We start from the raw sequence: 25,966 nt of genomic DNA, 5'->3' as shown, positions 1-25,966 counted from the left end.
CTGGTCGCGCTCACGCGGCGGTGGCTGCACATTGACACAGCCCCGCGCCCCCAGGTGTCCGCACAGGCCCGGAGTTCAAGGAGGCAACGCTCATGCTCGATCACGTCATCAAAGGTGCGACCGTTGTCGACGGGACCGGGGCCCCCGCCCTCACCGCCGACCTCGGCATCCGTGACGGGCGGATCGCCGTCATCGGCCAGGTCACGGAAGAAGCCCGCACCACCGAAGACGCCACCGGACTCGTCCTCGCCCCCGGCTTCGTCGACCCCCACACCCACTACGACGCCCAGCTCTTCTGGGACCCGTACGCCACCCCCTCCCTCAATCACGGCGTCACCACCGTCGCCGCCGGGAACTGCGGTTTCACCCTCGCGCCGCTCCACCCCGACCGTCCCGAGGACGCCGACTACACGCGCCGGATGATGTCCAAGGTGGAGGGCATGTCGCTGGTCGCCCTGGAGGAGGGGGCGCCCTGGAGCTGGAGTTCCTTCGGCCAGTACCTGGACGCGCTCGAAGGGCGGATCGCCGTCAACGCCGGGTTCATGGTGGGGCATTGCGCGCTGCGGCGGTACGTGATGGGCGCGGACGCCGTGGGCGGTCAGCCCACGCCGGGCCAACTTGACGCCATGCTGCGGCTGTTCCACGAGTCCATGGACGCCGGGGCCTGGGGGCTGTCCACCACCCAGTCGTCCACGCACTCCGACGGCGACGGGCGCCCCGTGGCCTCCCGGCACGCGCAGCCGGCCGAACTCATCGCGCTGGCCAGGGCCGTCGGCGAGCACGAGGGGACGCAGATCGAGGCCATCGTGGCCGGCTGTCTCGACCAGTTCAGCGACGCGGAGATCGACCTGTTCGTGGAGATGAGTGCGGCGGCCGGACGGCCCCTGAACTGGAACGTGCTGACCATCGACGCCTCCGTGCCCGAGCGGGTGCCCCGGCAGCTGCTCGCCAGTGAGCGGGCCCGCAAGGCCGGCGGCCGGGTCGTCGCGCTCACCATGCCGATCCTGACGCCGATGAACATGTCGCTGGGGACCTTCTGCGCCCTCAACCTCATCCCCGGGTGGGGACCGGTCCTCGGCCTGCCCGTGCCGGAGCGGATCGCCACCCTGCGCGACCCGGACGTGCGGGCCGAGATGCTGCGCCGGGCCGACTCCAAGGAGGCCGGGGTCTTCCGCCGGCTCGCGAACTTCGGGCGGTACGTCATCGGCGACACCTACAGCGAGGCCAACGTCGGACTGAGCGGGCGGGTGGTCCGGGACATCGCCGAGGAGCGCGGGCAGGACCCCTTCCACTGCCTGGTGGAGATCTGCGCCGCCGACGACCTGCGCACCGTCCTGTGGCCCATGCCCACCGACAACGACCCCGCCTCCTGGGCCCTGCGCGCCGAGACCTGGCAGCACGAGGACGTCCTGCTCGGCGGCTCCGACGCGGGGGCGCACCTGGACCGCATGTGCGGGGCGCCGTACACCACCCGGTTCCTCGGGGACTGTCTGCGCGGGCGCCGGCTCACGACCCTGGAGCAGGCGGTCAGGATGCTCACCGACGACCCGGCCCGGCTCTTCGGGCTGAGGGAACGCGGCCGGATCCGGGAGGGCTTCCACGCGGACCTCGTGCTCTTCGACCCGGAACGGATCGACGCGGGCACGGCCACCCTGGTGCACGACCTGCCAGGGGACAGCCCGCGACTGGACTCCAAGGCCCTCGGGATACGGGCCGTATGGGTCAACGGCGTCGAGGCGATCCGGGACGACGTGCCGACCGGGGCCGTGCCGGGCCGGGTGCTGCGCTCGGGCCGGGACACCCGCACGGTGGCGACCGCATGACCCGGGAGCACCGCCAGCGGCTGTTCCTCGGCGGGGAGTGGGTCGAGCCCGACGGCGGGCACTACGAGGTCGTCGACCCGGCCACCGAGGGGCTCGTCGGGTGGGCGCCGGAGGCCTCCCGGGACCAGGTGCACACGGCCTGTGCGGCGGCCCGCGAGGCCTTCGGCCCCTGGTCGCGGACCGCGCCCGAGGAACGGGCGGCGCTGCTCGCGCGGGCCGCCGACGTCATCCGGTCGCGGTTCACGGAGTACGCCGAGCTGGCCCAGGCCGAGACCGGCGCCACCACCGGGACGGCACGGGCCCTTCAGGTCGGGGTCGCGGCCGCCCGGTTCCAGCGGTACGCGCGCGTGGAGCCCGCCGAGTGGGCGATCCCGCCGCAGATCAACGAGGCCGGGCCCATGGGCAGGGCCGGGGTGATGGGCGCGCTGGCCGTCCGGCAGCCCGTCGGGGTGGTCACCTGCGTCACCTCGTACAACAACCCCTGGGCCAATCCGGCCGGCAAGATCGCCCCCGCGCTCGCCATGGGCAACACGGTCGTCGTGAAGCCCGCCCCGCAGGACCCGCTCTCCGTCTACCGGATGGCCGAGGCACTGGAGGCGGCCGGGGTGCCGCGCGGGGTCGTGAACGTGGTCAGCGGGCGGGCGGTGGCGGTCGGCGAGGCCGCCGTGGACTCGCCGGACGTCGACATGGTCTCCTTCACCGGCTCCACCGCCGTCGGGCAGCGCATCGGGGAGGTGTGCGGGCGCGGGATGAAACGCCAGCTGATGGAGCTGGGTGGCAAGGGGGCGGCCCTCGTCTTCGACGACGCCGACCTCGCCGCCGCCGTCGCCGGCATCGGCACCACCTTCTCCTTCTACAGCGGGCAGATCTGCACCGCGCCGACCCGGGTGATCGCGCAGCGCGGCATCCACGAGCGGCTCGTGGACGCGCTGGCCGCGTACGCCGGGCGCCTCAAGGTGGGGGACCCGCGGGCGGCCGACACCGTCGTCGGGCCGGTGATCTCCGCCGAGCACCGCGAGCGGGTGGAGGGATACGTGGAGATCGGGCGCAAGGAGGGCGCGACCGTGGTCGCGGGCGGCGAACGGCCGTCGCACGAGCGCGGCTTCTACGTCGCCCCCACCCTCCTCGCCGACTGCACCAGCGGGATGCGGGTGGTCCGGGAGGAGATCTTCGGGCCGGTCGTCTCGGTGGTCCCCTTCGACGACGAGGAGGAGGGCATCGCCCTCGCCCAGGACTCCGACTACGGCCTCATCGACTACGTCTGGTCCGGGGACGTGGCCCGGGCCTTCCGCGTGGCCCGGCGCCTGCGGTCCGGCGGCGTGGGCGTGAACACCGTCGGCCGGAACATGGAGGCACCCTTCGGAGGCTTCAGGAAGAGCGGCGTCGGCCGGGACGTCGGCTCCTACGCCCTCCACGCCTACAGCGAGGTCCAGGCGATCGTCTGGCCGGGGTGAGGGGAACCAGGGGGTGCGGGCCCCGGAGGTGCTGGAGGCGCCGCCTAGCCGTCCAGGTCCACCCGTACCGTCAGCAGCCCCGCCCCCATCACCCGCACCCCCGCGCTGTTCAGCCTCGGCAGACCGCGCAGCCGGGCGACCGGGTCGTCCTCGGGCAGCAGATGCGCGGTGCCGGTGTGCCAGCGGCCGCGCAGCCGGACCCGGACCCGGGGGTCGGCCTTGAGGTTGCGCACGTACTGCGAACGCTCGCCGAACTCCGAGACCAGCCAGAAGGAGTCCCCGACCCGCCGCCCGCCCACCGGGGTACGGCGGGGGAGCCCCGAGACACGTCCGGTGGTCTCCAGGACGGTCTGGAAGGGCAATCGGCGCAGCACGGGGTTGAGCACCCGCTGAAACGCGGACACGGCACGGTACTTGCGCTCGTGGCGAGGGGGCATGGTCACTGAGTCTCCTGGAGATTCGGGTGGTGCGGACCCGGTGCCCCCGAGGCCCGGCGGTCCTCCTACCGCCGGCCCAGGAAGATCGGGTTCGTGAAGGCCGCCAGTGCTCCCGGCAACGGGCCCACTGCTCCCTCGTGTCTCACCTCGGCCCGGACATAGGCCGCGTGCGCGGGTGTGGTGCGCCATTCCACCACGCCCGACCCCGTGGCCGGCAGGGGAGGGCTCGTGTGCAGGACGCCCTGGTCGGTCACGAGGCGGACGGTGCAGTGGGGGGCGCCCGAGACCTCCAGGCGGATCGTGACCGGGGTGTCCGGGGCGGCCGTCAGTCGGTCGCCGATGCCGGCGTGCTCGCCCTTGCCGCCCGACGCCGTGAAGGTCAGCGAGACGTCCTTGGACTCGGCGACGTAGGACCGCCCCGCCCGGATGCCGTCCTGGATCGCCTCGCGGGTCAGGTCGTCGGCGAGGACGACGGTCTGGGGGAGGCCGACGACGTCCGGGTCCCGGTGGGCGTCGCTGTTGCCCATCGCCGGGAGCCAGGCCCGGCCGCCGTCCCGCACGGAGGCCACGAGCCGGGCGTCCCAGTCGGCCAGGGCCACCTCGTCGTCCGGCGTGTACGGGCCGTTCCAGACCTCCACCGCGTCCGCCTCGCCGAAGCCGAACCGCCAGCCGCAGCCGATGCACGTGGCGTGCGGGTGGGCGGGCACCACCAGGCCGCCGGAGCGCCGGATCCGGCGGGCGAACCGGCCGAAGCGGTTGTCGCGGGCCCGGTAGCGCCAGTCGACGAAGGTGCCGGGGTCGGTGCCGAGGGCCAGCACGTGGCCGTTGCGGGTGGTGACCTCCTCGCCGAGCATGATCAGCAGGTCCTCGCCCGCCAGATCGGCCCAATGGGCGTGCGCCGCGTGCGTGTTGTGCTCCGAGGTGTTGATGAAGTCCAGCCCCGCCGAGCGGGCCAGCGCGGCGATCTGGGCCGGGGTGCGGCGGCCGTCGGAGTACCAGGAGTGCAGGTGGCAGTCGCCCCGGTACCAGGCGCGGCCCCGCCCCCTGGCGCGGGAGGGAGGGTAGGCCGGCGCGACGACGGCGCCCTGCTCGCCGTGGGTCAGGGTGACCGTGATCTCGTACGACAGGCCCTGCGGCGCCACCGTGTAGGGGCCGAGGGCGATCGACCAGGTGCCCTCGCGCACCGGGCCCGGGAGGTAGCCGGGGGTGGCGTCGTCGGCGCGCAGGAAGAACTCCGTGCGGGCGCCGCCCGACCAGCCCCGGAAACCCCGCCCGCCCAGCTCGGTGCCCCGCTCGTCGAAGATGCCGATGTCGAGGGCGTTGCCGGCGGTGCCGGCCGGGACGGCGGGGCGGTCGTAGGTGTAGGCGACCCTGATCTCCCGTACGCCGGAGGGGACTTCGACCGGCACGTACACGAAGTCGGGGGATCCGGTGGGCAGGGTGCCACGGATCGTCACCGTCCGCCGGTCCCCGTCGGCCGCGTCGGACGCCGGGGCGAAGGTCACGCTCCCCAGGGTGAGCGCGGCGGCGGTGCCCGTCACGAGTGTGCGTCTTGCGATCTGGCGCTCGTCCTCACACATGCCTCCACTGTCGGGGATGGCGGTGAACTCCCGTGGAAGAAAAGGGAATCAGGGCGGTTCGGTGCGTGGCCCCGCTCCCCGCGCACGCGATGCCGACCAGTCGGTATGGACATCTGGGACCCGGCGCGGTAGAGATGCGGTCATGCGCATCTCCGCCACGATCTTCCTCACCGACGAGACGATCACCCCCACCCGGCTCGCCCGTGAGCTGGAGCAGCGGGGGTTCGCCGGTCTCTACCTGCCCGAGCACACCCACATCCCGGTGGAGCGGGTGACGCCGTACCCGGCGGGCGGTGAGCTGCCACCCGAGTACGGCCGCACCCTCGACCCCTTCGTCGCCCTCGGCCAGGCGGCGGCGGTCACCGAACGGCTCGGACTCGGCACCGGCATCACGCTGGTCGCCCAGCACGACCCGATCGACCTGGCCAAGCAGATCGCCACCCTGGACCACCTCTCCGGCGGCCGCTTCACCCTCGGCCTCGGCTTCGGCTGGAACGTCGAGGAGGCCGCCGACCACGGCGTGGACTGGCGGACCCGGCGGGAGCTGGTCCGCGACCGGATGGCGCTGATGCGGGCCCTGTGGCAGGACGAACCGACCGCGTACGAGGGCGAGTTCGGCCGGGTGCGGGCCTCGCTCGCGTTCCCCAAGCCGGTCCGCAAGCAACGCGGCCCGGTCGTCGGACCGCGCACGCTCGTCGGCGGGGCCGCCGGACCCAAGCTGTTCGCGCACATCAGCGAGTACGCCGACGGCTGGCTGCCGATCGGCGGGCGCGGTCTGACCGAGTCGCTCCCGGTCCTGCGCGCCGCCTGGGCGGACGCGGGCCGCGACCCGGACGCCCTCCAGGTCGTCCCGTACGCCGTCTTCCCCACCCCGGGCAAGCTCGCGCACTACGCCGACCTCGGCATCGAGGAGGTCGTGGTGCAGCTGCCGCCGGCGGGCGAGGCGGAGGTGCTGCGGGTGCTGGACGCATACGCCGAGTACGTCTGACCGAGGGCGACGGAGCCGCCCGGGGGCGCGGGGCCGTGTCGATGTGCGGCTGTCGCCGCCTGGGCGCGACCGGCCACGACACACCCGCACCCGGCACCGCACCACCGCCCCCAGGACGACCCCCGACCCCGCCGAACCGGCGGAGCCCGTCCGTATGCTCGACGTCATGACGACTTCCGCGACCCCCGGAACCGGCCCGACCGAGAACTCCATGCGTCGCGCCCTCAAACGTGCCCGTGACGGCGTGGCCCTCGACGCCGGCGAGGCGGCGGTCCTCCTCCAGGCGCGCGGCGCGGCCCTCGACGACCTCACCGCGTCCGCCGCCCGGGTCCGTGACGCGGGCCTGGAGGCGGCCGGCCGCCCCGGCGTCATCACCTACTCCAAGAGCGTCTTCATCCCCCTGACCCGGCTGTGCCGGGACAAGTGCCACTACTGCACGTTCGTCACCGTGCCCGGCAAGCTGCGCCGTGCCGGGCACGGGATGTTCATGTCGCCGGACGAGGTCCTCGACATAGCCCGGCGCGGGGCCGCGCAGGGCTGCAAGGAAGCGTTGATCACCCTCGGCGACAAGCCGGAGGACCGCTGGCCGGAGGCCCGGGAGTGGCTCGACGCGCACGGCTACGACGACACCATCGCCTACGTCCGCGCCATCTCCATCCGCATCCTGGAGGAGACCGGCCTGCTGCCGCACCTGAACCCCGGCGTGATGTCGTGGACGGACTTCCAGCGCCTGAAGCCGGTGGCGCCGTCCATGGGCATGATGCTGGAGACGACGGCCGAGCGGCTGTGGTCGCAGCCCGGCGGCCCGCACCACGGCTCCCCGGACAAGGAGCCCGCCGTCCGGCTGCGGGTGCTGGAGGACGCGGGCCGCTCGTCGGTCCCCTTCACCTCCGGCCTGCTCATCGGGATCGGGGAGACGTACGAGGAGCGCGCGGACTCCCTGTTCGCGCTGCGTCGGGTGTCCCGCGCCTACCACGGCATCCAGGAACTGATCATCCAGAACTTCCGCGCCAAGCCGGACACCGCGATGCGCGGCATGCCGGACGCCGAACTCGACGAACTGGTCGCGACGGTGGCCGTGGCGCGGCACATCATGGGCCCCTCGGCCTGCCTCCAGGCCCCGCCGAACCTGGTCGACTCCGAGTACGAGCGGCTGATCGGCGCCGGCATCGACGACTGGGGCGGGGTCTCCCCGCTGACGATCGACCATGTGAACCCCGAACGGCCCTGGCCGCAGATCGAGGAGCTCGCGGAGCGCTCGGCCGCGGCCGGTTTCCAGCTGCGTGAACGGCTGTGCGTGTACCCGGAGTTCGTGCGGCGCGGCGAGCCGTGGCTGGACCCCCGGCTGCTGCCGCACGTCCGCGCCCTGGCGGACCCGGAGACCGGCCTGGCCCGCTCCGAGGCCCTGCCGCAGGGTCTGCCCTGGCAGGAGCCGGAGGAGGTCTTCGTGGCGTCCGGCCGTACGGACCTGCACTCCGCCATCGACACCGAGGGCCGCACCTCCGACCGCCGCGACGACTTCGACGAGGTCTACGGCGACTGGGGCGCCCTGCGGGAGGCGGCCGCGCCCGGGATGGTCCCGGAGCGGATCGACACCGACGTACGGCAGGCGCTGCGGGTGGCGGCCGACGACCCCACGCGGCTGACGGATCCCGAGGCGCTGGCGCTGCTGCACGCGGACGGGCCCGCGCTGGACGCCCTGACCCGGATCGCGGACGACGTGCGCAGGTCGGCGGTGGGCGACGACGTGACGTACATCGTCACCAGGAACATCAACTTCACCAACGTCTGCTACACCGGCTGCCGTTTCTGCGCCTTCGCCCAACGCCGCACGGACGCGGACGCCTATACGCTCTCCCTGGACCAGGTCGCCGACCGCGCCCAACAGGCGTGGGAGGTGGGCGCGGTGGAGGTCTGCATGCAGGGCGGGATCCACCCCGACCTGCCCGGGACGGCGTACTTCGACATCGCCGAGGCGGTCAAGAAGCGGGTCCCCGGCATGCATGTGCACGCCTTCTCCCCGATGGAGGTGGTGAACGGCGCGACCCGCACCGGGATGTCGATCCGCGAGTGGCTGACGGCGGCCAAGGAGGCGGGCCTGGACTCCATCCCCGGCACGGCCGCCGAGATCCTCGACGACGAGGTCCGCTGGGTCCTGACCAAGGGCAAGCTGCCGACGGCGACCTGGATCGAGGTCGTCGAGACCGCGCACGACCTCGGCATCCGCTCCTCCTCGACGATGATGTACGGCCACGTCGACCAGCCCCGGCACTGGCTGGGCCACTTCCGCACCCTGGCAGGCATCCAGCAACGCACCGGCGGCTTCACGGAGTTCGTCACGCTGCCGTTCATCCACACCAACGCACCCGTGTACCTGGCGGGCATCGCGCGCCCCGGCCCCTCGATGCGGGACAACCGGGCGGTGACGGCGATGGCGCGGCTGCTGCTGCACCCGTACATCCCCAACATCCAGACCAGTTGGGTGAAGCTCGGCACGGAGGGCGCGGCGGAGATGCTGCGCTCCGGCGCGAACGACCTGGGCGGCACGCTGATGGAGGAGACCATCTCGCGGATGGCGGGCTCGTCGTACGGCTCCTACAAGTCGGTCAAGGACCTGATCGCGGTCGCGCAGGCGGCGGGCCGTCCCGCCCGGCCGCGCACGACGCTGTACGGCGAGGTGCCCGAGGAGCGCCGGCGGGCGGCGGCGGTGTCGGACGGGCATCTGCCGGAGCTGCTGCCGGTGCTGGACTGACGCGGACGGCGACCAAGAGGGCGGGCGCACGGCAGTACGATGATCCGACGCTGTCGGTGAGCTGAGGAGATACGTGCCGTGCCTGCCCCGAAGGTCTGGGTGACCGGTCTGACGGTGGGGGCGATAGCAGTGGTCGTCGCCCTGACCGTCCAGGCGGACAAGGGCGTCAAGCCCGAGGCCACGGCCGCCGCCCGCCCGAGCGCGTCGGCGTCCGCGCAGCCCTCGGCGTCGCCCCCCAAGCCCTCCTCCACGGCGGTGCCGGACGACTCCGGCACCGGCCGCCGGATCGTCTACTCGCTCGGCGAGAAGCGGGTCTGGCTGGTCGACGCGAGCGACGCGGCCCGGCGCACCTTCCCGGTGTGGCCGGGCACGGTGAGCCCGGACCCCGGCGACTACAAGGTCGACGTCCGCCGGGACTCCACCACCGGCTCCGACGGCGTCGAGATCGAGCACATCGTCTACTTCGCCAGCAAGTCCGGCCTGTCCGTCGCCTTCTCCAACGCCGTGGACGGCTCCTCGCCCCCGGCCGTCGCCTCCGGCACCCGGACCAGCGGCATCCGCATGAAGAAGGCGGACGGGGCGGCGCTGTGGACGTTCGGCGCGACCGGCACGAGTGTCGTGGTGGTCGAGTAGGCCCCTCAAGTGGCCCCCACCGGCCCGCACGGCTCCGTACGGTGGCCGGATGGACAGTTCCGTCGTCTTCAACGTCGCGACCACGGCCATCGCCCTCGTCGCCGTGGTGACCTCCGTGGTGTTCAGCGCGCGGCAGGCCCGCATAGCCCACCACGCCAACCACATATCGGTCGTGATCGACCTGCTCGCGGAGTTCCGGTCCGCCGAGTTCCACGAGCAGCACGACTACGTGTGCCTGCGGCTGGGGGCGGAGCAGGACCCGGCGAACGGCGTGCGCGGGCTGCCCGACGAGGCCAAGCAGGCCTTCTTCGGCGTCGTGTACTACTACCAGTCCTTCGCCAACCTCGCCGTCTTCGGGCTGCTCGACGACACCCTGCTGGTGACGATCCTGCGGACCCGGATCATCTCGGTGTGGAAGGCGGTCCGGCCGTTCGTGGAGCGGGAACGGGAGCTTCGAGGCGAGACGGGCGGCGGCAACTACATGACGATATTCGAGGAACTGGCCCGCCTGGCGGAGGAGTTGCCGGCCGACCACGTCCGCGACCGCATGAGCGAGATCCGGCGCCGCCGCTCACGCCTCGGACTGATGAGCTGAGTCCCGCCCGGACAGCTGCACGACCAGCAGCACGACCCCGCTCAGCACGAACACCCTGAGCGCCGCGTCCAGCCCGTTCCAGTCCTGCGACTGCCACATCGAGAACCACTCCCCGCCGATCGCGATGAACCCGGCACCGAAGAGCAGCATCACCATCAGCAGGCCGTACGTGGAGAACCGGCGCGCCCGTGCGTCGTCGCGCCGGAACCACAGCCAGGTGCCGTAGCCCAGCACCAGCGCAGCGAGGGTCTCCCACACGATGATCGCGACGTACGCGGTGTCCTGAAGTGCCCGGCTGGTGATCGCCCGCCACATCAGGTCGTCGTCCTTGAACGTGGTGTCCATCGCGAGCACGTGCCGCACGAACGCCTGGTTGGTGCCGAAGTCGGTGATGTTCCCGAAGGCGACCAGAGCCATGTAGAGCGCGACGGTCGCCGTGAGCAGGGTGCTGGTGAGGTGCAGTGCGCTGCGTGAGGATGTCGTGGCCATGGCGACCATTTTTCCCGGCGGGGCCCGCGGTACGCCGCCCCCATCGAGCCAGAATGTCCACCGCGTTCGCATACAGTGCTGAGCGTCGTACGTACGGACGGTCGCCGTGGGAGGTCTAGTGGGTGCGACAGCCGGGGCCGTGTGGGGGCGGGCCGAGCAGCAGGACTTCCGCAGCCGGGTGCGCGGGGCGCTGCTCGGGGTCGCCGTCGGGGACGCGCTGGGCGCGCCGGTGGACGGCCTCGCCCTGCAGGAGATCCGCGCGGAGTACGGCTCCGAGGGCCTGGTCGACCTGGGGTTCGGGTACGGCCGGCGCGGCACCGTCAGCCACCTCACGCAGCTGACCCTCTTCTCCGTCGACGGGCTGATCCGCGCCCAGGTGCGGCGGGACACCGGAGCCTGGCACCCGCCGACCGATCTGCACCGGGCGTATCTGCGGTGGGCCGCCACCCAGCGGGACTGGGGGCCCGACGAGCGGCGCAAGGACGACGGATGGCTGGCCCGGGAGGAGTGGCTCTACGCCCGGCGCGACCCCGCCCGCGCGCTGCTCGTCGGGCTGGGCGACGAGCACATGGGGACCCTGGAGCTGCCCAAGAACCCCGGTGAGGCGGGACCGGAGGCGGCCGCGCGGTCCGCGCCGTTCGGGCTGCTCGTCGGGTGGGAGCCGCAGCTCGTCGTCCAGCTCGCGGTGGAGTGCGCGGCGCAGACGCACGGGCACCCGGTCGGGTACCTGTCCGCCGGGGCGTACGCCGTGATCGTGCACGCGCTGGCCCGCGGCGACAGCCTCGACGGGGCCGTGCAGCGGGCGCTGGCGCTGCTGGCCGCCCGGCCGGGGCACCAGACCGTCTCGGACGCCCTCCAGCACGCCCTGGGTGCCGTACGGCAGGGCATTCCCTCGCCGGAGCGGGTGGAGGAGCTCCTGGGGGAGGCGACGACCGCCGAGGGACTGCTCGCGGTGGCCGTGTACTGCGCTCTCGTCGGGGAGGACGTCCGCCACGGGCTCTGCCTCGCCGTGAACCACGCCGGCCCCTCCGCCGCGGCCGGTGCCCTCACCGGCGGCCTGCTCGGCGCCCTGCACGGCGAGACCGCCCTGCCGCCGGCCTGGCTGGCCGAGTTGGAGGGGCGGCCGACGATCCTGGCGCTGGCCGACGACTTCGCCATGGAGATGACCCAGGGCCCCGCGCTGCACGGCCCGGCGGGCGCGGCCCCGGGATGGCTGGCCCGGTACCCACGGGCCTGAGCGCCCGGTGCCGGGCCCCGCGCGAGACCGCGCCGGACCGCGGGAGCCCCGAGGCCGGTGCGCCCCGGGGCCCGTGCGGTCCGTCAGTCCTTCACCGCCGTACGGCCCACCGCGTCCTCCACGCCGCCCGCGGGCGCCGGGATCGCGGCCGCCGCGGAGCCCGTCCCGTCGTCGTCCGTGTTGATCTTCTCGATGATCGCGAGGCGTTCCGGGGTGTCCTCCGGCTTGAGGAAGCCGACGAGGATGTAGAGCACCAGGGACACCGCGAGCGGGATGGAGACCTGGTACTGCAACGGGACGCCGCCGTCGACGTTCCAGTTGATCGGGTAGTTGACCAGCCAGAAGGTGAGCAGGCCCAGCGACCAGCTGGTGAGCGCGGCCGTCGGACCCGAGCGGCGGAAGGGGCGCAGCAGGCCCAGCATCATCGGGATGGCCATCGGGCCCATCAGCCCGGCCACCCACTTGATGACGACCGTGATGATGTCCTTGAAGGCGGGCGAGTTGACCTGGGTCGCCGCCGCCATCGACAGCCCGAGGAAGACCACGGTCGCGACCCGGGCCACCCGCAGCCCCTGGCCCTCGCTCCACGTCCGGGCGCGCTGCCACACCACCGGGACGCAGTCACGGGTGAAGACGGCCGCGATGGCGTTGGCGTCGGAGGAGCACATCGCCATGGTGTGGGAGAAGAACCCGACGATCACCAGGCCCAGCAGACCGTGCGGCAGGAGCTGTTCGGTCATCAGGCCGTAGGAGTCGGAGCCGTCCGGCTTCTGGGACTCCACCAGCAGCGGGGACATCCACATCGGGAAGAACAGGACCACCGGCCACACCAGCCACAGGATCGCCGACAGCCGCGCCGAGCGCTCGGCCTCGTGGGCGCTCGCCGTGGCCATGTAGCGCTGGGCCTGGTTGAGCATGCCGCCGTTGTACTCGAAGAGCTTGATGAACAGGAACGCGAGGAGGAAGACGGTGCCGTAGGGGCCGACCAGCGGCTCGCCGTGGCCCTCCAGCTCCGGGCGGTCCCAGGCCTCGAGGAAGCCGATGCCCTTGTCGTTCAGCTCCGCGACCACGGCGACGAACATCGCGACACCGGCGAGGAGTTGGATGACGAACTGGCCCAGCTCGGTCAGCGCGTCCGCCCACAGGCCGCCGATCGTGCAGTAGACGGCGGTGATGGTGCCGGTGATGAGGATGCCCTGGTTCAGGGAGATGCCGGTGAACACGGACAGCAGGGTCGCGATCGCGGCCCACTTCGCGCCGACGTCCACGATCTTCAGCAGCATGCCGGACCAGGCCAGCGCCTGCTGTGTCTTGAGGTCGTAGCGGTTCTTCAGGTACTCCAGCGGGGAGGCCACGTGGAGGCGTGAGCGCAGCCGGTTGATGCGCGGCGCGAACAGCTTCGAACCGATCGCGATGCCGAGCGCGATGGGGAAGGACCACGTCACGAAGGAGGTGACGCCGTAGGTGTACGCGATGCCCGCGTACCCCGTGAACATCACCGCGCTGTAGCCCGACATGTGGTGCGAGATGCCGGAGAGCCACCAGGGCATCTTGCCGCCGGCGGTGAAGAAGTCGCTGACGTTGTCCACGCGTTTGTGCGACCACACGCCGATCGCGACCATCACGCCGAAATAGCCGATGAGCACGGCCCAGTCGAGACCGTTCATGTGCGTCCTCCCAGGGGTTCGACCCGGCGCTCATCGTGGGCGCTGCCGCGTGAACACGACAAGCCAGCGGAAGGTCAAGGGGAGGTAAAAGTATTCGGCATGATGGTTCTGGTTCATCCATGTGAACTCAGCGCATCAGCTCCCCGGCGTTGACCAGCAGGGATTGCCCGGTGATCGCCCGCGCCCGATCCGACGCCAGGAACACCGCCGCGTCCGCCACATCCCCGTCCGTGGCGAGATCGGGCAGGGCCATGCGCTCGGTGAGCCTGCCGAGGACCTCCGGCTCGCCCACGCCCTCGGCCTGGGCGGTGAACCGCACGTACGCCTGCACCGGCGGCCCCCACATCCAGCCCGGCAGCACGGTGTTGACCCGGACGCGGTGCGGGCCCAGCTCCCGGGCCAGGGAGTACATCGCGCTCGTCAGCGCCCCCTTCGACGCCGCGTACGCCGCCTGCCGCACCTGCGAGGGGGCGGCCACGGCCGACTGCGTCCCGATGAAGACGACCGAGCCGCCCCCCGCCTTCAGCGCCGGCAGACACGCCCGGGTCATCCGCAGCGAGCCCAGCAGGTTCACGTCGATCACCGACTGCCAGGTCGTGAAGTCCGCGTCCTCCAGGCCCCCGAAGTAGCTGTCCCAGGCGGCCACATGGACCACCGCGTCGATCCGCCCGAACCGCTCGGTCGCCAACTCGGCCAGCGCCAGACACTGTTGCTCGTCGGTGATGTCCGTCGGCCGGTACGCGGTGTGCGCCCCGTCCGGATCGATCTCGCCCGCACTCTTGGCGAGGTTGGCCTCGGTGCGGGCCCCCAGCACGGCGTTCCCGCCGTCCCGCACGACGGCCGCGGCGACCTGGTGGCCGAGTCCGGCGCCGACGCCCGACACGACGACCGTCTTGCCCGTGAGCAGTGACATATGGGCCCTCCCTGGCTCTGGCGCTCTATCTGACGGGGCGTCAGAGTATGGGCGAGCCACCCAGGAAGGGGAAGGGCATGAGCGAGGAGACCCGCAGTCAGACCTACGCCGAACTGGCCGCCGTGGGCCCGTACGGCGTCCACCCCGGCCACGCGCTCATCACCATGGTCGAGCCGCACCCGGGCCACGAGTACGCGTACAACCGCTGGTACGAGGACGACCACTACTACGCCGGCGCGATGGCGATGCCCTGGATGTACGCCGGGCGCCGCTGGGTCGCCACCCGCGACCTCCAACTCCTGCGCTACCCGGAGAAGTCGGCGGTCGCGCAACCGGTCACCGCCGGGTGCTACCTCTCGACGTACTGGATCACCGAGGGCCGCTACGACGACCACATGAAGTGGACCGTCGGCATCAACAAGCGCCTCAACCGGGACGCCCGGGTCTACCAGGACCGCACCCACGTCTTCACGGCCTTCCAGGACCACGAGACGACCGTGTACCGGGACGGGGCGGTGGGCCCCCGCGACTTCCACGCCCTCGACCACCCCTACGCGGGGCTGGTCGTCGAGGTGATCGACGCCGAATCCGCCGGGCAGCGGGCCGAGTTGCTCCAGTGGCTGCGAACCCGGCACCTGCCCCGGCGGGTCGCGGGGTCGCCGGTGGCGATGGTGACGGTCTTCCGGCCCACACCGCTGCCGGGGGACCGGATGACCTATGTGAAGCAGGTCGAGGGCGTCGACACCCGGCTGACGCTGCTGTGGTTCCTGGAGGCCGATCCGCGGGACTGCTGGGAGGCGTACTTCACGGGGCTGGCGGAGCCGGTCGAGGAGGCCGGGCTGGGGCGGGTGGAACTGGTGGCGCCGTTCATCCCGACGCTGCCCGGCACGGACACCTACGTGGACCGGCTGCGGTAGCCCCGCCCCCGGGCACAAGCCGAGCCCCCTCGGCAAGGACGGCGAGCTCGACGAGAGGGCTCTTCGATGGTGCTTGTGGAGTTGTGTGGTGCTGTTCGATCACTCGATCGGCTAAGCCTTCACCGAGCCGACGAAGGCGTTCCACGCGTCCGCGGGGAAGGCCAGTGTGGGGCCGTTCTGGACCTTGGAGTCCCGGACGGCCATCGCCGACAGGACAGGGGACTTGATCTCCACGCACGCGCCGTTGCCCTGGGAGTACGAAGACTTGACCCACGTGTCCGCGGCGCCCTGCTTGATTGCCATTTTCGCTCCGATAGCCAGTTGCTGAGTTGCTGTCGCCGTGGCGCGCGGTTGTCTTGATCCGCACGGCACGGGTTTGCGCCAAGGTTGTTATCCGATGGCGTGATCGACGCTACTCGCCAACATCGGGCAGCGGAGGGAGTATTCACCCGGGCGGGTGGCATATTCCAGTGGGGTCTTCCATCACGGGTAGGCGAAGGTGTACCTTTCGGCGCCTTCCCTGGCGGAGTGGCTCAGCGCGCGTAGTCCTTCGCGATGCTGGAGATGAACTCGCGGCTTTGGTCCGCATTGAGGGCCTGTGCCCGCAAGTGCTCGTACATGACGCTGTACTTCTGCACGTCCTGCGCCTTCTCCAGGTAGAGGTCGCTCGTCACGCCCTCGATGTAGACCACGCTGGAATCGGCGGCGTCGGGGAACTCCAGGATCGCGTACTGCCCGCTGACCCCCGGGTGCGCGCCCATCGTGAACGGGATCAGCTGCACCGTGACGTGCGGCAGCTGAGACATCTCGATCAGATGCTCCAACTGCTCGATCATCACCTGCCGGTTGCCGACCTCGCGCCGCAGTGCCGCCTCGTCCAGGACCGCCCACAGCCGGAGCGGGTTCTCGGCGGCGGAGACACGTTCCTGCCGGCGCAGCCGCACCTGGACGCGCTTGTCGATGTCGGTCGCCGTCGCCTCGGGCAGCGCGCCCGAGATCAGCGACTCCGCGTAGGTACGGGTCTGGAGGAGACCGGGGACCACCTGGGGGTCGTACACGCGCAGGCTCGCGGCGTCCGTCTCCAGCCCGATGTAGACGCTGTACGGGATGTCGCCGAAGGAGTGCCACCACCCCTGCTGGCGGCTGTCCTTGGCCATCTGCATCAGGGAGTCGACGATCCGGTGGTCCTCGACCTCGTACACCCCGCACAGGTCGCGGACGTCGCGCTGGCTGATGCTGCGCCGGCCGTTCTCCAGCCGGCTGATCTTCGACTGCGAGACCAGAAGCCGCTCGGCCACCTCTTCGGCCGTCATGCCCTTGAGTTCACGGAGCCGGCGCAACTCCTGGCCGAGCCGGCGTCGCCTGACGGTGGGATTGACATTGGACGCCACGGGACGTGCACCTCCGGCTGCGTGCCATCAAGAACTGCCACTATGCGTATCTGCTGTTGAGCAGACTGCCACCACAGGGCTTTCTACCGCTGGCAAACCGTGGATATGCGCAGCACAGACGCCAGTTCGCCGTGATCGGAAGGCAGTTGGGGCCCCGCGGGCACGAAAAGCCGCGCGGGGCGGCGAGGCCGTGGTGTCGTCCGGACACACGGTCCCGCCGCCCCGCGCGGACCAGCGGCTCCCGTGACCGGGTCTGGGGTACGCCGGAGGTGCGTGTGGTGCGGTGGTGCCTGTACTGCGGCTCTGTGGTCGCTCGTGTCGTGGTGCCGCGGCTCAGTGGGCCACGACACGCGCCATGGAACCGCGGTGCGGCTGCACCGGAACGCCGCGAGCGGGCTCCGCTGCCTGCCTGACGCCTGGTCCGGCCGGACGGCCGGCCGGGGCCGGGCTGCGGCGGGGCTGTGCCGCCACGCCGTTCTGGACGTCCATCACGGCGTGCGCGACGAGACCGCCCATGGGGTCGTGCCTGATCAGATCCCGCAGCCGGGACCGCGAGGAGCGACCCTCGTTGCCCGGATACAGGTGCTTGCCGAGGCCGACCGCGTGCGCCAGGGCGGCGAGCGCCGCGGTCCGCGGGTCCGGTGGCACACCGGTACGGATCGCGGAGTCCAGCCGGGCTCTGATCTCCCGGCTGATCTCGGTCTGACTCGCCTGGTAGCGAGTCGTCGGCAGCACTCCGCACATCTGGCCCGCCACGGCATGCACCATGCCGCACCGCTCCAGATGCGAGAGGTAGGTCTGGCGGAGCCCGAGACGCGGCCCGCCGATCCAGTGGACGGCTCGCACCGGAGCGCCACGCCTTCGCAGCAACTCCAACGCGCAGTCCAGTGTCGGATCTCCAGTCGGCCGTGGGGACACCACGGCGATACGATCCCCGTCAGGGGCTATCCGTCCGGCCAGCGCCAGCTCCACTAGCTGTGCTCCGGCCAGACCGAGGTCGAGCGACTGCGGCTGTGCGGTGGTACCCGTGGCCGGGTCCAACGCCAGCAGCAGAAGCTCCTCCGGAAGTGTTCTGCGGCTCCTGCCCATCCATGCCTCCCCGCGTGGATGAAAGACAGGGTGACCCCTCTCACATTGGTCTGTCGAGGGTGCGTGACCTGTTTGTAGTGGAACCAGTAGGTATGTCGTTCTCGTCTACCGCAGGAGCCAAGCCCTCACAGCGGGACACTGGTACATGGTTCGGACAGCGCGGGGGAGCACTGTCAGGGCACGGCGGTTCAGACGGTCCACGGTTTAGGAGGCATCGGTGGCGGGCGAGTCCCCCGACAGGTCGAAGCAGCGCGAGTCGTCGGCAGAACCGACGTCGGGGAGCGCGAGTCCGGTTCCCGAGGCCCGGAGCGAGGTACGCGACCCCCGCCTGGCGGTCGCCCGCGAAACGGACCGGCCCACACCGCGCCGCGCCGTCGACACGGCCACGCGGGTCTTCTCGACCCAGGACGTGGCAAAGGCCCGCGCGGCAGCGGAGCCGGGCCCTGGGGAGCCCCCGGAGGCCACCGGCGCGGCCGGGGGTACCGAGGGTTCGGGTGACGCCGGGGGCGCCGGAGGGGCCGGGGTGCGTGACGCCGGGGGCGCCGGAAGGGCCGGGGCGGGCGCTGTCGGGGACCCCGAGGGTGCCGACGGCTCGCGTGATGTCGAGGGTTCGCGTGACGCGGCTGGGGGCGCTGACGGCTCGCGTGACGCTGACGCGGCTGGGGGCGCCCGAGGGGCCGTAGCGGGTGACGCTGAGGATGCTGACGGTTCGCGTGATGCTGACGCGGCTGGGGGCGCCCAGGGTGCCGGTAGGGCCGGAGTCGGTGCTGCCGGGAACCCCGAGGGTGCCGGCGGCTCGCGTGACGCCGAGGGCGCCGGGGGTCCGCGTGACGCGGCCGAGGGCGCTGACGGCTCGCGTGACGCCGATGCGGCCGTGACGGCTGACGCCGAAAACGCGGGGGATGCCGTGGCGGCCGGCCGCACGCGCGCCGCCGATGCCACCAAGGGTGCCGGGGAGGCCGCCACGGGCGGCTCCTGGGGTGCCAAGGCCGAGCCGGCGGGTGACGCCCGGCTGCGGGCCGCGGTGGCCGCCTGGGTGCGGACCGGGGACCCGGCGCCGACGTCGGACCCGCGCGCCGAGGCCGCGGCCGCCGAGACCGCTGAGCGGCCGGACAACGCCGTGAAGCCCGACGCGGGCGCGGAGCCCCAGGACCGGGTGACCGACGCCGTAGAGCCCGACTCGGGCCCCGAGCCCGAGGACCGGGTGGCCGACGCGGTGCCGGAGTCCGCCGACCCTGAGGACCGGGTCGCGGATGCCGCGAAGCCCGGTACGGGCCCCGAGCCCGAGGGCCGGGTGACCGACGCCGTGAAGCGCGGCGCGGACGCCGAGCCCGAGGACCGGGTGACCGACGCCGGGCCGGAGTCCACCGACCCCGAGGACGGCGTGGCGGAGTCTGCCCAGCCCGAGGACCGGGTCGCGGACGCCGCGAAGCCCGGCGCGGGCCCCGTGCCCGCGGACCGGGTGACCGACGCCGTGAGGCCCGGCGCGGACGCCGAGCCCGAGGACCGCGTGGCCGACGCCGTGCCGGAGCCCGCCGACAAGACGGCCGACGTCGAGGACGCCACCCCCGACCACACCACCGCCACCGCCCCCGCCGCCGACAAGCCCGCCGCACCCGCCGCCACCCCCGCCCAGCCCGCAGCCAAGCGCACCGCCAAGCCCCCCACCGACACCCCCACCCTCACCCCCCGAGTCACCCCCGCTCCGCAAGCCGCCGACGGCGAGGACGCCCCGCAGGGGCCACCCGCAGGTGACGACGAGAGCCGCGCGGGTGGTGCGGGTGGGAGCGACGACAAGCGCGACGGCGCAGCCGAGGCGCCCGTGGACCAGCCCACCACCATGCTCAAGCTGCCGCCCACCCAGAGCCCAGCTCAGAGCCCAACCCAGGGCCCAGCTCAGAGCCCCGCCCAGGGCGCAGCCCAGAGCCCCGCTCAGAGCCCCGCGCAGCGCCCGCGTCCCGTCGAGCAGCCCGCCGAGCGCACCAGCAAGTTCGTCGCGCTGAAGCCCGACATGACCGCCTCTGTCCCGCAGGTCGGACCCGAGCGGACCACCCAGCAGCCCCTGCCGCCGAAGCCGCCGCTGGACCTGCTGGCCGAGCTCACCAACACCCCGCCGCCCCCGGAGACCCCGCTCCGCACCACCGTCCGCCGGGTCAAGATCTGGACGCCGCTCGTCCTGCTCGTCCTGGTCGTGTTCGCGATCGTGCAGTCCGTGCGCCCACTCCCGGCGCCGACTCTGGAGCTGACCGCGAAGGACAGCTACTCCTTCGACGGCGGCAAGGTCGACATCCCGTGGCCGGCCGACGGACAGGCCGCCCTCGACGTCCAGGGCATCGGCAGCTTCGGCTCCTCCGGCGAGCAGAAGTCCGTGCCGATCGCCAGTGTCGCCAAGGTCATGACGGCGTATCTCGTCCTGCGCGACCACCCGCTGAAGAGCGGCGCCGCCGGTCCGAAGATCAAGGTCGACCAGGCCGCGCAGCAGCAGGGCGAGAACGCCGGCCAGGAGTCGACCGTGAAGGTGACCGCCGGTGACTCGATCACCCAGCGCGAGGCGCTGGAGAGCATCCTGATCGCGTCCGCGAACAACGTGGCCCGGCTCCTGGCCCGCTGGGACGCCGGCTCGGAGAAGGCGTTCGTGGAGAAGATGAACGCCGCCGCCGAGGACCTCGGGATGACGAACACGACGTACACCGACCCCTCCGGGCTGAACAACACCACCGTCTCCACCGCCGTGGACCAGGTGAAGCTCGCCAAGAAGGCGATGGAGTACCCCGCGTTCCGGGAGGTCGCCGCGATGATGTCGTACGACGACTACAAGGGCGAGAACCACTCCAACTGGAACCAGCTCGTCGGCAAGAACAACGTCGTCGGCATCAAGACCGGCACCACCACCTCCGCCCTCGGCAACCTCGTCTTCGCCGCGAAGAAGGACGTGAACGGGGAGACCCGGACGATCGTCGGCGCCGTCATCCGGCAGCCCGCCGGTGGCGTGGAGAACACCATCCTCAGCGCCGCGCTGACGGCCGGAGACCAGCTCATCCGGGCGGCGCAGGACGCGCTGAAGTCCTCGACGATCATCAAGAAGGGCGAGGTCGTCGGGTACGTCGACGACGGTCTCGGCGGCCGGACCCCCGTGATCGCCACCAAGGACGTCACGGCCGTCGGCTGGTCGGGGCTCACCGTCAAGCTGACGTTCGCGGGCGACGACGTGCCGCACAGCGCCGAGGCCGGCACCAAGGTGGGCACGCTCACCGTGGGTGACGCCTCCGCCGGTGCGGTGAAGGTGCCGGTCGCGCTTCAGGAGGACCTCGTCGAGCCGGGCTTCGCGGCCAAGCTCACGCGCATCACCTGACCCGTACGGCGGCGGCCGACGCGTACGGCGAAACCGCCGCGAAGAGGTCGTGGGCACCCCATCACCCGGGTACCCGTCAGGGCGCCCGTCGGTGACGGGGGCCCTGACGCTCGGGCGAGGCCGAGAGCGGGGGAGCGTGCTAGCGTCACGAATCGGGGCAGGTCGCCGGTCCCGGTGACGCGGCCGTGAACATGGCCGGAACGGGACGGGGCCGAGAAAAGAAGACGGGACACGGGGAGTGCCTGAAGGTGGCCACAGCCGAGCCGACACGCGCCGACGACGCCGATCCGGACCCGGGAGCGGGCCCGCGAATACGGGTGCCCGCGCCGCGTGACGGCGCGGAGCGCGAGAGCGCTCCCGCCCAGCAGCGACAGCAGTCGGCGGCGTACACCGCCTTCCTCGCTCTGCGTGAGCGGCTGCTGAGACACCCCGTCCTGTCGATCACCGCGCTCTCCGGCGTTCTGCACATCGTCTGGTTCTTCACCTTCGCCAACAGCGGCGGCGACCTCGCCGCCCAGGACGCCTGGGCGGAGTTCGTCGGCCGGCACCCGGACTCGGCGTACAACCTGGCCTGGTACGGCGGGATGCACCCGGTGTCGTACAGCGTGGTCTCGCCGTATCTGATGTCGGTCCTCGGGGTCCGTACGACGATGATGATCGCGGGGACGATCTCCGCCGGGTTGCTGACGATGGTTCTCATCCGCAGCAGGTCGGTGAAGAACCCGCTGTGGGCGGCGCTCGCCGGGGTCTTCGCGTTCCTGTGCAACGCCGCCTCCGGGCGGGTGACCTTCGGTCTGGGCACGGTGTTCGCGCTCGGCGCGGTCGCCGTCGTGTTCTGCTGGCCGCACCGCTGGCGCTACAAGCGGTGGGCGAAGGCCCTGTGCGCGGCGCCGCTGGCCGCGCTCGCCACGATGGCCTCGCCGGTGGCGGGACTCTTCGTCGGGCTGGTGGCCGCGGCGCTGTTCCTCCAGAAGCGGCGGCCGGGCGCCTGGGCGCTGGGGCTCGCGCCGAGCGCGGTGGTGGCGGTCTCGGCGTGGCTGTTCCCGTTCTCCGGCACCCAGCCCATGAAGATCGGCTCGGTGATCCTGCCGTTCCTGTACGGCGTGCTGGTCTGCGTGCTCGTCCCCAAGGGATGGAAGACGGTCCGGCTGACGGCCGGGGTCTACGCGCTCGGGGTCCTGCTCGTCTGGCTGATCAGCTCCCAGATCGGCACGAACATCTCCCGGCTGCCCATGCTGTTCGCCGGGGTCACCCTGGTGGCGGCGCTGCCCTACGCCGTCCCGCGCAGCCGCAAGTGGTACGCGATCGCCCTGTCCATCGCCGTGTTCACCGGCTGGATCGGCTTCAAGTCGGTCGACGACGTCGTCCACACCACCCCGGCCGCCTCCTGGGCCCGTGAGCTGGCCCCGCTCGTCAACGAGCTCCAGGAGGTCGGCGCCGAGAAGGGCCGCGTCGAGGTCGTCCCGGCCGCCTCCCACCGCGAGGCCTCCGCGCTCGCCCCGTACGTCAATCTGGCCCGCGGCTGGAACCGCCAGGCCGACATCAAGCGCAACCCGCTCTTCTACGACGACACCCTGAACTCGGCGAACTACCACGAGTGGCTCAAGCGCTGGGCCGTGCACTTCGTGGTCCTGCCGAAGGACGAGCCCGACGACGGCGGGGAGCGCGAGCGGGCGCTGGTGCAGCGCGGGATGCCGTATCTGAAGCAGATCTGGGGGGACGCCAACTGGCAGCTGTTCCAGGTGACCGACCCGACGCCGCTCGCCGAGCCCAACGCGGTCGTCGACCGGGCCGCGCAGGGTGAGATGACCCTCCAGGTCAGGGAGCCGGGCCGGATCCTCATCCGGATCCCCTACTCGCCGTGGCTGAGCATCGTCGACGCCGACGGCCAGAGCCTGGAGGGCCCCCGGGAGACGGAGGCGTCCAAGGACCGGGCCGACGGCGAGCCGAAGACGTACGACAACGTCAACGGCTGCCTGACGGAGACCGAGGAGGACGTCCACGGCGACCGGTGGACCGAGCTGCTGGCCCCGAAGGCGGGCACGTACCGGCTGGCGGCGCCGTACCAGCTGCCGCGGGGCACGCCCTGTCCGGACGAGCTGAAGTAGCTACCCGACCGGGAACGCCACGTCGCACACCGCGTCGTCCGGTCCCGCCGCGTCCCAGTCGGCGAAGTAGATCTCCCGGCAGGGCCCCGCCTGTTCGAGGCCCTGCCCGGCGATCCACTGCTCGACCGCCTCGAAGGCGGCCAGGATCTGCGGGTGGGCGACCTGGGCCTTGGTGATGCGGGTGTACGCGAACCGCTGGGCCGGGTCGACCCGCAGCGCGGTCCCCCGGGTCCGCCCCGGCCCGTCCGCCCAGGCCCGTGCCGCGCTCTCGTCGGCGACCGGGACGCAGGCCTCGGCGGGGCCGTCGCTCTCCATGGACACCTCGGCGTGGTACACGACGAACGGCGGCGCGCTCACGCCCCCGCACTCCCGCGAGGCCGCCACCAGGCGGTCCAGGGACGCGCCGATCCACGTCGGCAGCTCGTCCGCCAGGATGTGCCGCTTCTCGGTGATCACCACCCGTTCCGGCAGGTCCACCGTCTCCACCACGAACTTCCCGTACATCTCGGAGCTCCTCCCCGACAGTCGTCCACGGAGGTACTCGGCGAGCGTCCGCTGCCCCGCCACCCGCGCCTCGACGTCCGCCCAGTACGCGGCGAGCCGCTCGGCGCCCTCGACGCCCCCCGCCTCGACCACCTCGGCGATCCGGGCCAGCGGCATGTCCAGCTGCCGCAGCAGCGCCACGAGCCGGGCGCGCTCGGCCTGCTCGGCGCGGTAGTAGCGGTAGCCGCTGGCCTCGTCCACATGGGCCGGGGACAGCAGGCCGAGCCGGTCGTACAGCCGCAGGGCCTTGGCCGACAGGCGGGAGCGGGCGGCGAACGCGCCGATGGTGAGCAGGTCGTCGGTCACCGGTTCATCCTCCGTCACCGGACGGCGACGTCCGCCCGGTGACGGGAGGTTCGGCTCTGCCCCAGGGGCAAGGTCAAGCGGCGAGCTGCGCCTCCACGGCGGCGACCAGCTCGGCGGCCTCCGGCTCGGTCTGCGGCGAGAAGCGGGCCACGACCGTGCCGTCGCGGCCGATGAGGAACTTCTCGAAGTTCCAGCGGATGTCGCCGCTGTGCCCCTCGGCGTCCGCGAAGCCGACCAGCCGCTCGTAGAGCGGGTGCCGGTCCTCCCCGTTCACGTCGACCTTCTCGGTCATCGGGAAGCTCACGCCGTACGTCGCCGAGCAGAACTCCGCGATCTCCTCGGCGCTGCCGGGCTCCTGCCCGAGGAACTGGTTGCAGGGCACCCCGAGGACGGTGAAGCCCTTGTCGGCGTACTCCTTCTGGAGCTTCTCCAGGCCCGTGTACTGCGGGGTGAGGCCGCACTTGGAGGCCACGTTCACCACGAGGACGGCCTGGCCGGCGTACTGGGAGAGGTCGGCGGCGCCGCCCTGGAGGGTGTTGATCTCGACGGAGAGAGGGGAGGTGCTGTCAGAAGTCATAAGCGGATGCTAGGCGCTCCGCCGGGGGCAGCCGAACGAAGGTCGCATTACGGCCGCGGGCCGTCCGTGGCGGGGCGCGCCGTTCCCCGCGCCCCTTCGGGGCGCGGACCGGCACCCGGCGCCTCGACCAGCACGTCCCCCGCCGCGGTCCGCTCGTACAGCACCGACCTCCCGGCCCGCCGCCGCTCCACCAGCCCCGCGTCCAGCAGCACCCGCAGATGGCGGCCGACCGAGCCGAGCGACTGCCCGGTGACGGCGACGAGCTGGGTGGTGCTCAGGGGCGAGTCGAGCAGCATCAGCACCCGGGCCCGGGCCGTGCCGATCAGGGCCCCGAGTCCTGCCGGTACCGGCCGCCGGTCGTGGTCCTCGGCGAGCACCCCGGAGCACGGGTAGACCACCGCGTACCGGTCCCGGCCCTCCCACGACACCCAGCCGTTGCCGGTCGTCACCGGGACGAAGGCCAGCTCGGCGCCGGAGGCGATCTCGCGGGGCGGGTACGCGTGCAGGTTGACCTGGAAGCGGCTCTCCCCGAGCCAGCGGGTCCAGGGCCGCAGCGAGTCCAGCACGGCGACCCACCCGCCCTGGCTCACCCGCGCGGTCCGGGCCGTCACATCGGCCTCCAGGACCCGGCGCCGACGGTCCCAGTACGGCCGTACCGTCTCCTCCCAGACGTAGGTGAGCAGCGCGTTCGCCCGCTCGGGCAGGTCGTCCCGCTCCAGGACGGCGGGGAGCGGCCCGGCCAGGGAGACGCGCAGGTGGGCGCGGGCCGCGTCGGGGGCGGTCGCCCGAACCCGGGCCACCGTCTCCTCGAAGGGCTCCCCGGCGCGCGGGGTGGGGCACACGAAGTCGGCGATCCAGGACCGCAGCGCGGCGTCGACGAGCGGTCCGGTCACCGGGTCGGCGGCGAGGAGCGCGCGGTAGCCGGGCAGGTGCGCGCGCAGCCAGGTCTCCTCGCCCGGGTGGGTGCCGGTCGCCCGGTGCAGCAGCCACAGGTTCGCGAAGGTCTCGGCGAACGGCGAGAGCAGGAAGCGGCTGCGGGCGAGGGTGTCGGCGTCGATCAGCCACTGGCCCATGTGTCGTACGACCTTTCGTGTCTGCGCGAAACATTAACGACC

General features: G+C 72.3%; 21 protein-coding genes. 10 read left to right on the top strand and 11 right to left on the bottom strand.

The genetic code is table 11. The features are described 5' to 3' along the window. The first annotated feature begins 92 nt into the window (after nucleotides 1–92). Together ACH41F_RS18345 and ACH41F_RS18340 are read left to right on the top strand one after the other, a co-directional pair. On the top strand, nucleotides 93–1,823 hold the full coding sequence (locus tag ACH41F_RS18345) for an amidohydrolase family protein (protein WP_391234256.1): 1,731 nt from the start codon (nucleotides 93–95) through the stop codon (nucleotides 1,821–1,823). Beyond that, nucleotides 1,820–3,277 (top strand): aldehyde dehydrogenase family protein, encoded by a 1,458-nt coding sequence (locus ACH41F_RS18340; RefSeq protein ID WP_391234258.1) that lies wholly within the window; start codon nucleotides 1,820–1,822, stop codon nucleotides 3,275–3,277. The genes ACH41F_RS18345 and ACH41F_RS18340 overlap by 4 nt, the downstream gene beginning before the upstream one ends. A 44-nt stretch (nucleotides 3,278–3,321) precedes the next feature. Here ACH41F_RS18340 and ACH41F_RS18335 read toward each other — a convergent pair whose 3' ends face one another. Then, nucleotides 3,322–3,714 carry a nitroreductase/quinone reductase family protein gene (locus ACH41F_RS18335; protein WP_391234427.1) on the bottom strand — a complete coding sequence of 131 codons (393 nt, stop codon included), beginning with the start codon at nucleotides 3,712–3,714 and terminating at the stop codon, nucleotides 3,322–3,324. Between the two features lie 65 nt (nucleotides 3,715–3,779). Beyond that, complete coding sequence (locus tag ACH41F_RS18330; RefSeq protein WP_391234260.1) at nucleotides 3,780–5,294, bottom strand: CehA/McbA family metallohydrolase; 1,515 nt, start codon at nucleotides 5,292–5,294, stop codon at nucleotides 3,780–3,782. 142 nt (nucleotides 5,295–5,436) lie between these two features. On the opposite strand from ACH41F_RS18330, the gene ACH41F_RS18325 reads away from it, so the two are divergent. The 4 genes from ACH41F_RS18325 (at nucleotide 5,437) to ACH41F_RS18310 (ending at nucleotide 10,262) form a co-directional block, all read left to right on the top strand. Continuing rightward, entirely contained in the window at nucleotides 5,437–6,282 is an 846-nt protein-coding gene (locus tag ACH41F_RS18325) for a TIGR03619 family F420-dependent LLM class oxidoreductase (protein WP_391234262.1), read from the top strand. A gap of 166 nt (nucleotides 6,283–6,448) precedes the next feature. After that, the gene (locus tag ACH41F_RS18320; protein ID WP_391234264.1) at nucleotides 6,449–9,034 is read left to right on the top strand and encodes a bifunctional FO biosynthesis protein CofGH; all 2,586 of its coding nucleotides are present in this window, start codon (nucleotides 6,449–6,451) and stop codon (nucleotides 9,032–9,034) included. Between the two features lie 69 nt (nucleotides 9,035–9,103). After that, a complete protein-coding gene (locus ACH41F_RS18315) occupies nucleotides 9,104–9,667 on the top strand; it encodes a hypothetical protein (RefSeq protein WP_391234429.1) in 564 nt (187 codons plus the stop codon). A 49-nt stretch (nucleotides 9,668–9,716) separates the two neighbouring features. Continuing rightward, nucleotides 9,717–10,262 (top strand): hypothetical protein, encoded by a 546-nt coding sequence (locus ACH41F_RS18310; RefSeq protein WP_391234266.1) that lies wholly within the window; start codon nucleotides 9,717–9,719, stop codon nucleotides 10,260–10,262. Here ACH41F_RS18310 and ACH41F_RS18305 read toward each other — a convergent pair. Then, nucleotides 10,239–10,751 (bottom strand): DUF2165 family protein, encoded by a 513-nt coding sequence (locus ACH41F_RS18305; RefSeq protein ID WP_391234268.1) that lies wholly within the window; start codon nucleotides 10,749–10,751, stop codon nucleotides 10,239–10,241. The genes ACH41F_RS18310 and ACH41F_RS18305 overlap by 24 nt on opposite strands. Nucleotides 10,752–10,869: 118 nt before the next feature. Between ACH41F_RS18305 and ACH41F_RS18300 the strand changes: the two genes are divergently transcribed. Then, on the top strand, nucleotides 10,870–11,988 hold the full coding sequence (locus ACH41F_RS18300; RefSeq protein WP_391234270.1) for an ADP-ribosylglycohydrolase family protein: 1,119 nt from the start codon (nucleotides 10,870–10,872) through the stop codon (nucleotides 11,986–11,988). An 83-nt stretch (nucleotides 11,989–12,071) separates the two neighbouring features. Here ACH41F_RS18300 and ACH41F_RS18295 read toward each other — a convergent pair whose 3' ends face one another. Both ACH41F_RS18295 and ACH41F_RS18290 read right to left on the bottom strand, forming a co-directional pair. Then, nucleotides 12,072–13,655 (bottom strand): sodium:solute symporter family protein, encoded by a 1,584-nt coding sequence (locus ACH41F_RS18295; RefSeq protein WP_391234272.1) that lies wholly within the window; start codon nucleotides 13,653–13,655, stop codon nucleotides 12,072–12,074. Nucleotides 13,656–13,782: 127 nt separating this feature from the next. Beyond that, nucleotides 13,783–14,568 carry an SDR family oxidoreductase gene (locus ACH41F_RS18290; protein ID WP_391234274.1) on the bottom strand — a complete coding sequence of 262 codons (786 nt, stop codon included), beginning with the start codon at nucleotides 14,566–14,568 and terminating at the stop codon, nucleotides 13,783–13,785. Nucleotides 14,569–14,645: 77 nt separating this feature from the next. Here ACH41F_RS18290 and ACH41F_RS18285 point away from each other — a divergent pair, with 77 nt between their 5' ends. Next, the gene (locus tag ACH41F_RS18285) at nucleotides 14,646–15,485 is read left to right on the top strand and encodes a hypothetical protein (RefSeq protein WP_391234276.1); all 840 of its coding nucleotides are present in this window, start codon (nucleotides 14,646–14,648) and stop codon (nucleotides 15,483–15,485) included. Between the two features lie 111 nt (nucleotides 15,486–15,596). Here the strand turns inward: ACH41F_RS18285 and ACH41F_RS18280 are convergent, their stop codons facing one another. The 3 genes from ACH41F_RS18280 to ACH41F_RS18270 form a co-directional block, all read right to left on the bottom strand. Then, on the bottom strand, nucleotides 15,597–15,788 hold the full coding sequence (locus ACH41F_RS18280) for a DUF397 domain-containing protein (protein ID WP_391234278.1): 192 nt from the start codon (nucleotides 15,786–15,788) through the stop codon (nucleotides 15,597–15,599). A gap of 230 nt (nucleotides 15,789–16,018) precedes the next feature. Continuing rightward, nucleotides 16,019–16,876, bottom strand: coding sequence for a Scr1 family TA system antitoxin-like transcriptional regulator (locus ACH41F_RS18275; RefSeq protein ID WP_391234280.1), 858 nt, complete (start codon nucleotides 16,874–16,876; stop codon nucleotides 16,019–16,021). A gap of 333 nt (nucleotides 16,877–17,209) precedes the next feature. Continuing rightward, nucleotides 17,210–17,965 (bottom strand): GPP34 family phosphoprotein, encoded by a 756-nt coding sequence (locus ACH41F_RS18270; RefSeq protein WP_391234282.1) that lies wholly within the window; start codon nucleotides 17,963–17,965, stop codon nucleotides 17,210–17,212. Nucleotides 17,966–18,839: 874 nt separating this feature from the next. Here ACH41F_RS18270 and ACH41F_RS18265 point away from each other — a divergent pair. Together ACH41F_RS18265 and ACH41F_RS18260 are read left to right on the top strand one after the other, a co-directional pair. After that, entirely contained in the window at nucleotides 18,840–21,317 is a 2,478-nt protein-coding gene (locus ACH41F_RS18265; RefSeq protein ID WP_398836558.1) for a serine hydrolase, read from the top strand. Between the two features lie 248 nt (nucleotides 21,318–21,565). Continuing rightward, entirely contained in the window at nucleotides 21,566–23,425 is a 1,860-nt protein-coding gene (locus tag ACH41F_RS18260; protein ID WP_398836557.1) for an MFS transporter, read from the top strand. On the opposite strand, the gene ACH41F_RS18255 is transcribed toward ACH41F_RS18260, so the two are convergent. From ACH41F_RS18255 to ACH41F_RS18245, 3 genes are all read right to left on the bottom strand, one after another. Continuing rightward, on the bottom strand, nucleotides 23,426–24,274 hold the full coding sequence (locus ACH41F_RS18255) for a MerR family transcriptional regulator (protein WP_398836556.1): 849 nt from the start codon (nucleotides 24,272–24,274) through the stop codon (nucleotides 23,426–23,428). A gap of 73 nt (nucleotides 24,275–24,347) precedes the next feature. After that, on the bottom strand, nucleotides 24,348–24,851 hold the full coding sequence (locus tag ACH41F_RS18250) for a glutathione peroxidase (RefSeq protein WP_391234289.1): 504 nt from the start codon (nucleotides 24,849–24,851) through the stop codon (nucleotides 24,348–24,350). A 47-nt stretch (nucleotides 24,852–24,898) separates the two neighbouring features. Further along, nucleotides 24,899–25,924, bottom strand: coding sequence for an ArsR/SmtB family transcription factor (locus ACH41F_RS18245; protein ID WP_398836555.1), 1,026 nt, complete (start codon nucleotides 25,922–25,924; stop codon nucleotides 24,899–24,901). Nucleotides 25,925–25,966 lie beyond the last annotated feature (42 nt).

It is taken from the genome of Streptomyces sp. NPDC020489 (genome assembly GCF_044386545.1).
Taxonomy (GTDB): Bacteria; Actinomycetota; Actinomycetes; order Streptomycetales; family Streptomycetaceae; genus Streptomyces.
Note: the sequence above shows the minus strand (reverse complement) of the source record. Positions and strands in the feature narration are given on the sequence as shown.